The sequence below is a fragment of the Microcystis sp. M44BS1 genome (genome assembly GCF_020244875.1).
Lineage (GTDB): Bacteria > Cyanobacteriota > Cyanobacteriia > Cyanobacteriales > Microcystaceae > Microcystis > Microcystis panniformis.
This window is the reverse complement of the sequence record NZ_JADBVM010000347.1, coordinates 1-7,138: the sequence shown is the minus strand read 5'-3', so window position 1 is coordinate 7,138 and position 7,138 is coordinate 1. Positions and strand designations below refer to the sequence as shown.

Annotated in this window: 10 protein-coding genes and 1 pseudogene; 4 read left to right on the top strand and 7 right to left on the bottom strand. The window is 43.3% G+C overall.

Going from position 1 to position 7,138, the window contains the following annotated elements; all coding sequences use genetic code 11:
- Positions 1 to 492 precede the first annotated feature (492 nt).
- From IM515_RS25465 to IM515_RS25455, 3 genes are all read left to right on the top strand, one after another.
- The gene (locus tag IM515_RS25465) at positions 493 to 723 is read left to right on the top strand and encodes an addiction module protein (protein ID WP_002753232.1); all 231 of its coding nucleotides are present in this window, start codon (positions 493 to 495) and stop codon (positions 721 to 723) included.
- Positions 720 to 1,010 (top strand): type II toxin-antitoxin system RelE/ParE family toxin, encoded by a 291-nt coding sequence (locus IM515_RS25460; RefSeq protein WP_002788600.1) that lies wholly within the window; start codon positions 720 to 722, stop codon positions 1,008 to 1,010. Before IM515_RS25465 ends, IM515_RS25460 begins: the two co-directional genes overlap by 4 nt.
- 359 nt (positions 1,011 to 1,369) lie before the next feature.
- Positions 1,370 to 1,633 (top strand): hypothetical protein, encoded by a 264-nt coding sequence (locus IM515_RS25455; RefSeq protein ID WP_002743766.1) that lies wholly within the window; start codon positions 1,370 to 1,372, stop codon positions 1,631 to 1,633.
- A 7-nt stretch (positions 1,634 to 1,640) separates the two neighbouring features.
- Here IM515_RS25455 and IM515_RS25450 read toward each other — a convergent pair whose 3' ends face one another.
- The 7 genes and pseudogenes from IM515_RS25450 to IM515_RS25425 form a co-directional block, all read right to left on the bottom strand.
- Entirely contained in the window at positions 1,641 to 2,069 is a 429-nt protein-coding gene (locus IM515_RS25450) for a type II toxin-antitoxin system VapC family toxin (protein WP_002788601.1), read from the bottom strand.
- Between the two features lie 9 nt (positions 2,070 to 2,078).
- Positions 2,079 to 2,318 carry an antitoxin gene (locus IM515_RS25445; protein WP_287629383.1) on the bottom strand — a complete coding sequence of 80 codons (240 nt, stop codon included), beginning with the start codon at positions 2,316 to 2,318 and terminating at the stop codon, positions 2,079 to 2,081.
- Positions 2,319 to 2,527: 209 nt separating this feature from the next.
- Positions 2,528 to 2,593, bottom strand: a pseudogene (locus tag IM515_RS26045) (type II toxin-antitoxin system HicB family antitoxin); the annotation flags it as partial.
- 9 nt (positions 2,594 to 2,602) lie between these two features.
- Positions 2,603 to 3,424, bottom strand: coding sequence for a hypothetical protein (locus IM515_RS25440; RefSeq protein ID WP_287629382.1), 822 nt, complete (start codon positions 3,422 to 3,424; stop codon positions 2,603 to 2,605).
- Positions 3,417 to 4,184: a hypothetical protein gene (locus IM515_RS25435; protein ID WP_287705494.1), complete on the bottom strand. Its 768-nt coding sequence runs from the start codon at positions 4,182 to 4,184 to the stop codon at positions 3,417 to 3,419. Before IM515_RS25435 ends, IM515_RS25440 begins: the two co-directional genes overlap by 8 nt.
- Positions 4,185 to 4,393: 209 nt before the next feature.
- Entirely contained in the window at positions 4,394 to 5,275 is an 882-nt protein-coding gene (locus tag IM515_RS25430) for a tetratricopeptide repeat protein (RefSeq protein ID WP_287629380.1), read from the bottom strand.
- A gap of 34 nt (positions 5,276 to 5,309) precedes the next feature.
- Positions 5,310 to 5,456, bottom strand: a complete 147-nt coding sequence (locus IM515_RS25425; RefSeq protein ID WP_167341562.1) for a hypothetical protein — start codon at positions 5,454 to 5,456, stop codon at positions 5,310 to 5,312.
- Between IM515_RS25425 and IM515_RS25420 the strand changes: the two genes are divergently transcribed.
- Complete coding sequence (locus IM515_RS25420; RefSeq protein ID WP_287629379.1) at positions 5,398 to 6,882, top strand: efflux RND transporter periplasmic adaptor subunit; 1,485 nt, start codon at positions 5,398 to 5,400, stop codon at positions 6,880 to 6,882. The two genes, IM515_RS25425 and IM515_RS25420, sit on opposite strands and share 59 nt — an antisense overlap.
- The last annotated feature ends 256 nt before the right edge of the window (positions 6,883 to 7,138 follow it).

Genomic DNA, 7,138 nt, shown 5'->3' with positions numbered 1-7,138 from the left:
GTGCGTTACGACGGATTGTTAGATTCAAGTTTAAGCAGAGATTGTCGCCGTCTAACGCACCCTACATTTTACCATTCTACTGTTTCATATTTTTACAGTAGTTTATTAGTAGGGTGCGTTACGCTATCGCTAACGCACCAAATAAATTAATGATAGATAAGAACTCTTGCAAATTAATTATATCTTATAATGAAGTTAAATTAATGATAGATGTGGTGCGTTACGACGGATTGTTAGATGATTGAGTAGGGGCGAAGCATTCGGACAATAACCTATTGCTGAAACCCTAGATTTCCTATCCGAATGCTTCGCCCGTACCCTGAATTTTTCTCTAGCAAACTCAATTCTAGTCTAATTATAGTAGGGTGCGCTCTTCGATAGCGTAACGCACTGCCCATAGCAGATTAATTAAAGATTTATCAAAAAAGAACTAACTTAGTCGATTTTGCTATAGAATAATAATGCTTAGAGTTTATTATTCTGCGACGGGCTATGGGATCAATTGAGCAACTGACAGAAGAGATATTGTCCTTACCTAGTGTATCAAGGGCGCTGCTTGCAGATAAGTTGGTAGAAAGCTTAGAATTCGATACCGATTCAACAATTCAGGCAGTTTGGGTGACTGAAGCAAAAAGACGAAGAGGCGAGGTTCGGGATGGCTCTGTGCAGCCAATTTCGGGGGAAGAAGCTCTGGCTCAAGTTAGACGACTGATTGAGCCATGAGGTATGTATTTCACCCTGAAGCTCTCACTGAATATGCTGAAGCAGTTCAATACTATACAGGGCAACGGGTTGAGGTTGCACAGGCATTTATCAATGCTATCGAGGATACGGTTTATCGAATTAGAGAATCTCCTACTCATTATGTTGTTATTGATGATGCTGTCCGACGATGCATGGCACGCAGATTTCCCTATGCAATTCTCTATACAATCGAGCAAGACTACATTCTCATTTTGGCGGTTATGCATTGCAGCCGAGAACCTGGATACTGGAAAAGTCGTAGATAGTCGAAGTTCCCAGCAGCCTAACGGTGATTGATTTAATAACCCTGGATTGTCCGTAGGATGGTAATATCTAGAGTTTTTAGTAGGGTGCGCTCTTCGATAGCGTAACGCACCAAGTAGTAGTTAAATTAATGATAGATGTGGTGCGTTACGACGGATTGTTAGATGATTGAGTAGGGGCGAAGCATTCGGACAATAACCTATTACTGAAACCCTAGATTTCCTATCCGAATGCTTCGCCCGTACCCCCAATTTTTCTCTAGCAAACTCAATTGGGGATGGGGGGTGAGTGCGATTATCTGTAGTGCGATCATAGATTTTAAGCTATAATCAAAGATATTGATTTATCCCCTGAAATTATAATGTTATCCATTAATCTAGACCGAGAAACCGAGAACTATCTAGCGGACATCATTTCTGAAGAGAATATTAGCTCAGAAGAACTTCTCAAAAAACTCATTTACGAACATTGGCAAAGCTTAAAACCGCGTAAAACTTTATTACAACGCCGGGGAAGTCATCCTCAGCATCTTTTAGAAAATGCTCCACCTGATTTGTCATTGCGAGAAAACCGCAAAAAAGTAGTTGCAGAATATATCCAAAACCATCATCAGCAACATCATTAATGACAAATTATCCCCCAAAAATTATTACAGAATCAATCAACCAATTCTCTAACTTCAAAGCAGGCACACGCTCAAATTCACGAGTATTTGCGGTAACAAGAGTCAGATCAAGCGCTAGAGAATGAGCAGCAATCAGTAAATCATTTGGACCGATTGGGGTTCCTGCTTGCTCCAAATGTTTACGAATTAGGGCATAGTGCTTATCTACAGTTGATTCTAATGGCAAAACTGTCAAGAACTCCAGGATGCGTTCTAGTTGCTGCACCAGACGGGAGGAACCACTTTTAACCACTCCAAATCTTAATTCACACGCCACAATGATGCTCGTACAAACGCTTTCTTCGCCGACATCCACAATATGCTGAAAAACCTGACCTTGGGGATACCTGATCAAATGTGATAGGATGTTAGTATCAAGCAGATATTGATAGGTCATTGGGTGGTACTAAAATGTGATGTCATCAAGGGAAAGCAACCCTTCATCTATATCAGGAAAATTGTCTGTAATGTCTGGCAAAGTAGTCAGCAAAGAAAGTAGAGAACCGGAAGAAATCGGCTCAATGATTAAGCGATGACCTTCTTTGCGTAACAAAACCTCTGTACTTGATAAGGCAAGTTCAGGAGGAATAGTTAATACTTGCTCTTGTCCACTTGTTAGTAAAGAAACCTGACATAAGTTTTGCATCTGTTGACCCCTTTGTTAATGATCGCTTTACTATTTTAACTTATTTATCTAGTTATCTCGTTCCCAGGTTCTACCTGGGAACGCTTGATTCAGGTTCTACCTGATAACTGTTTACTGATAACTGTTTACTGAAATTCCAGTTCTTCCTAAATACTACTTTAAGGTAGAGCCTTAGATGTTATGTTCCAAGGCTCTGCCTTGGAACAAGAAATACCTAAAGGATAAGCAATATAGCCATCTGGGTGTTTTTCAACGATTATTTTAATGCTTTTCATAATTATTTTTTAAATAAATTTTCCCAATTCATCAAGCAAATCCATCGCCACCTCTAGCCAGTCCACCGCACCCTCTGAAGACGGCTCAGGCGTTGCTTCTCTTACCCCTTCCGGACGCGAGACTAAGGGTTTAAAATTCTCATGATTCTCGCTGGCCTTCTCTTCTAAAAACTCCTTTAATAGCGTCGGACGCTCATAGTCCTGCCGATAGTCCCAGACCCAGTTTAACACCGTGATTACCTCCGATCGCTGTTCCGCTGACCAGCCTTGTTTATCGATATACTGCGCCATGATTTGCTGACACTTTTCCCACCGACGGTAAGCTTCCCACAGCGCCGATATAGGTTTCCTCATCGCCAAGGACACCGCACCGCCTTCTGGGAAATCCTGGCGCAGATCCGAACTCAACAGAACCCCAGTTAACCAAGCTCCTCCTTCCCCTAACTCGACTAAAATATAGGCTAGGGTTGCCGGATTTAGGTCAATTTCGACCCTAACTTGGCTTAAATCCAACAGTTCTTCACCAGAGTCTTGAGGAATCAATATAGCTTCCAGTTTACCTAGCTTGGGTAGTACCACTTGAGCATTATCAGCCGCCGCAGTATCTACCTCTATCCCATGCTCTTCTAGATAATCTGTCAGCACCACCGCCGCTAAGGTGTTTTGGCGAAATTCCCCAAAGCTGGGATAGGGAACCCAAACAGAGTCGGCTAAATCTGTTTTAGGGTCTAAACCCGCAAGTTTAGCTAACTCAACCAGATCATCTGTATCTGCATTAGCAAGACGCAGGTACAGTTCTTCAACTTCTCGAATAAAATCTGCATCACTCATAACGTAATACCTGACGACTTAGATAGGGTTGGGTTTTATGCTTTAAAAATAACTTAGCTACTGCTAACTCAAATACGTTTAATTTGTGTCCAGAAATATCATCTTTAAATAAATTTTCTAAACCCGTAATCACAACCTGACGCATTTCATGAGTAAATGTCGCTTCAACGCTCCAGGGAACACCCGCAATTAACATTTTACCCAGGGAATCCGCTAATTCCCCAATCAAAACAGGCTCACCTGTCCTATTCTCGAACACCCACACAGGCTGATTATTTGCTCCCTTGTGACTAATTTGCGCTATTTTAAGCTGAAACTTATCCCCCTGGGACTCTTTCTGACGCTGTTCTCCAACTCCCTTTAAGCTTGCTTTCGATAAATCAGGAGTTATAGAGCCTTCTAGTTGAGACTTGTTTTCCTGTTCTCCCCCTAACTGACGTTCAATTTGCAACTCCCTTGCTAAAATCTGTTTCAACGCCTCATTTCTCAACTCAGAAGGCATTTGGCCATTCTCCAGTTTTAAGCGTAACTCTCCCCCCCGCAAACCAAACTTAACCCGTCCAAAGCGAAAATCAAGCCACTGCTCATTAAAATTAATCCGCACCGATAGGGAAAACGCCTCTGGATCAGACTTTTTCAAAAGCGAAAAAACACCCTTAGACTCAGGCGCAAGGGGTTCTCCCAAAATCTCCAAGTGCAGACATTCAGGACACTTATTGTCATGTTCTGTTACCGCGATCGCCCTTGATTGCTTTGCCATCATCCTAGGCCTTTCAAACCCTTAACTATAATAATTGTACTGTATGTGGGGTTTGCGGCAAACAATTTGTTGTTTTGCTAATAAAGTCCCAAAACCATTTTTTAGCAAAGCTGCTACCGATATTCAGCCAGCCCTAATTAGCTAGAGCAAGCCTCAAGAATTCCTAGCAAATTAACTAAGGGGTTATCTTAATGCTTGCTGCTATCAGCTTAATTTTCTTCCTCCGCTTCTGGGGTTGGTTGTGGTAAACGAGCGATAAAATCTTTCATTTTAGGATGATTAAACATTTTCTCCGTATCTTGCAGAAGACGTTTACCCCAGAGATTTTCCCCTAAAAATTCCAGACTGACATAACGACTATCGCTAGTGAGAGCGGCCTGAGCTAATTTGATGCCCTCCTCAGTTTTCCCTTGACTATAAATAGCCACCGCAATAGCTAACTGAGGTTCCGGCTGTTTAGGATCAATTTTCAAAGCGGCCCGCCAATCTTTAAGAGCCGCTTCCTTGTCACCCTGTTCGTATTTAACTAAACCAATATTATTAATAGCGGGCCAAAAATTTTTATCTTGACTAACAGCTTTTTCGTAAGCCGCGATCGCATCAGGATATTGTGCTAACTTGAGATAGGAATTACCGAGATCAAAAAGAGCGGGGGAGACATCGGGTTTCATTTGCAAACCCGCTTCAATCTGGGCAATAGCAGACTGGTAATCTTGATTCTGAAAATAAGCACTACCGAGGGAAAATTTAATATTAGCGTGGGCATCGGCGGGAGCAAGGGACAAAGATTGATTTAATGCCTGGATACCGGGTTGCACCTGATCGTCTTGCAGATATAAACTACCGAGAATAAACCAAGTTTGATAGAGATGGGGGGCCAACTGCACCGCTAACCTAGCTCGTCCAAGGGCGGCATCGGTACGGCGAAAACGAGCTAATTGGATAGCATCCTCAGCCATTTCAATTCCCGCTTGTTCCATCTGTTCTAACTCCGGTTCGATGGCGTAGGGGAGTAGCGCTTGGGAAAAAGCTGGCGGGCTGCCAGCGACGAAAAAAATGAGCAAAGAAATGATTAATCGAAGTTTTGGCACAGTTTACCCCCGCGATAGGCCTTTTTTAATCAGTCTATCTCGCTTGGGGGTTGTTGGCTAAAGAAACAACAAAGGCAACTCTAGAGACGTTAGTATATAACCAATTAACTTTTGGCTGATCGATGGCAATAACCGTGTTGGGAAAATCAAATCGCCCCCTATTTTGGATATTCGGACTCATGGCTAGTGGTTTTCTGGCGGTGGGAGTGGTTTCTTATCGTTTGCTGCAAACTCCTCCCCCTGCCCTAGAATTGGCGAAAATGACCGTTCCTGCTCAACGGGAAACCCTCGCTGTGGAAATTAAAGCTAGTGGTAGGGTGGAACCAATCCAAAGTGTCAACATTAGCCCGAAAAACCCCGGCCGATTAGTGCGATTATTGGTAGATCAGGGCATGATCGTTAAAAAGGGACAAACCCTCGCCGTCATGGATAATTTAGAGGTGTATGCCCAAGGAATGCAGTCAGAAGCGCGTCTGCGGGAAGCTCTAGCCAGTCTGGAACAGGCTAAACGCAGTATTCCCGAAGATATCCGGCAATTACAAGCCCGATTTTATCAGGCCCAGGCCAGTTATAAGCAATTAGAAGCCCGTTTAGCTCAGGCCAAAGAAAGAATTCCCAAAGATTTAGACCAACTGCAAGCTCAGGTACAAGCAGCCCAATCCCGGTTTCGACTAGCAGAAAATCGGGTTAAACGCAATGAAAATTTAGTCCAGGAAGGAGCGATCGCTCAAGACCAATTTGATGCCGTCCTCAATGAATATCTCAATGCTAAGGCCAATTTAGAGGAATCGATCCGCCGTTTGGAACAAGCGGATAAAACCGCTTCCCCAGAAGTAGCGGGAATTGAGCAGGAAATGATCCGAGCGGCAGCAGCGATCGCTGAAGCGAAATTTGCCCTCGAACAACGCCAAAAAACCCAAGAAACGGAGCTTGCTCGACTAGAATCATCTGTAGCGGCTGCTAGGGCCAATTTAGAGCAAATTAAGATTCAATACCGCGATACGGTCATTACTGCTCCCTTTGATGGCATCGTCACCCAAAAATACGCCACCGAGGGTTCTTTTGTCACTCCCACCACTTCGGCCTCTAGTACCGCTTCGGCCACTTCCACCTCGATTATCGCCCTAGCATCGGGATTGGAAGTGATTGCGAAAGTGCCGGAAGTAGATGTGGGTTTATTACAGCGCGGCCAACCCGTGCGAATTGTCGCCGATGCTTTTCCTGAAGAAGTCTTTGAAGGTCGAGTTATTCTCGTGGCTCCTGAAGCAATTATCGAGGATAATGTTACTTCTTTTGAAGTGAGAATCGGTTTGGTGACGGGACGGGACAAACTCAAATCGAAAATGAATGTAGATGTAACTTTTGTCGGCCAGCAGTTAGATAATGCTCTGGTCGTGCCGACTGTCGCCATTGTCACCCGGGAAGGCAAGTCAGGGGTTTTAGTTCCCGATGCCGAAAATAAACCCAGTTTTAAACCCGTTTCGCTCGGTTTGGTCTTAGACGATAAAACCCAAATTTTATCAGGGTTGGAAGCTGGAGAAAAGGTCTTTATCGATCTCCCCCAAGGAGCCGAAGATACCTCGAAAACTAATAAAAAATCTCAATAATTTTCTTTAACAAGTATTCCTAAATTGTCTTTTTTATGCTAGGTCAGGATTCGGGAAATGGGGGAATGGGGAAATGAGGAAATGGGGGAATGGGGAAATGGGGGAATTCAACTAATACCCCAAAACCCTACAACTATCTAACTGATAACTGATAACTGATAACTGATAACTGATAACTGATAACTGATAACTGATAACTGATAACTGATAACTGATAACTGATAACTGATAACTGATAACTGATAACTGATAACTG

What these genes read in the sequence shown, in the direction of transcription:
- IM515_RS25465 (WP_002753232.1), top strand. Translation starts at nt 493, where the DNA reads ATGGGATCAATTGAGCAACTGACAGAAGAGATATTGTCCTTACCTAGT.
- IM515_RS25460 (WP_002788600.1), top strand. Translation starts at nt 720, where the DNA reads ATGAGGTATGTATTTCACCCTGAAGCTCTCACTGAATATGCTGAAGCA.
- IM515_RS25455 (WP_002743766.1), top strand. Translation starts at nt 1,370, where the DNA reads ATGTTATCCATTAATCTAGACCGAGAAACCGAGAACTATCTAGCGGAC.
- IM515_RS25450 (WP_002788601.1), bottom strand. Translation starts at nt 2,069, where the DNA reads ATGACCTATCAATATCTGCTTGATACTAACATCCTATCACATTTGATC.
- IM515_RS25445 (WP_287629383.1), bottom strand. Translation starts at nt 2,318, where the DNA reads ATGCAAAACTTATGTCAGGTTTCTTTACTAACAAGTGGACAAGAGCAA.
- IM515_RS25440 (WP_287629382.1), bottom strand. Translation starts at nt 3,424, where the DNA reads ATGAGTGATGCAGATTTTATTCGAGAAGTTGAAGAACTGTACCTGCGT.
- IM515_RS25435 (WP_287705494.1), bottom strand. Translation starts at nt 4,184, where the DNA reads ATGGCAAAGCAATCAAGGGCGATCGCGGTAACAGAACATGACAATAAG.
- IM515_RS25420 (WP_287629379.1), top strand. Translation starts at nt 5,398, where the DNA reads ATGGCAATAACCGTGTTGGGAAAATCAAATCGCCCCCTATTTTGGATA.
- IM515_RS25425 (WP_167341562.1), bottom strand. Translation starts at nt 5,456, where the DNA reads ATGAGTCCGAATATCCAAAATAGGGGGCGATTTGATTTTCCCAACACG.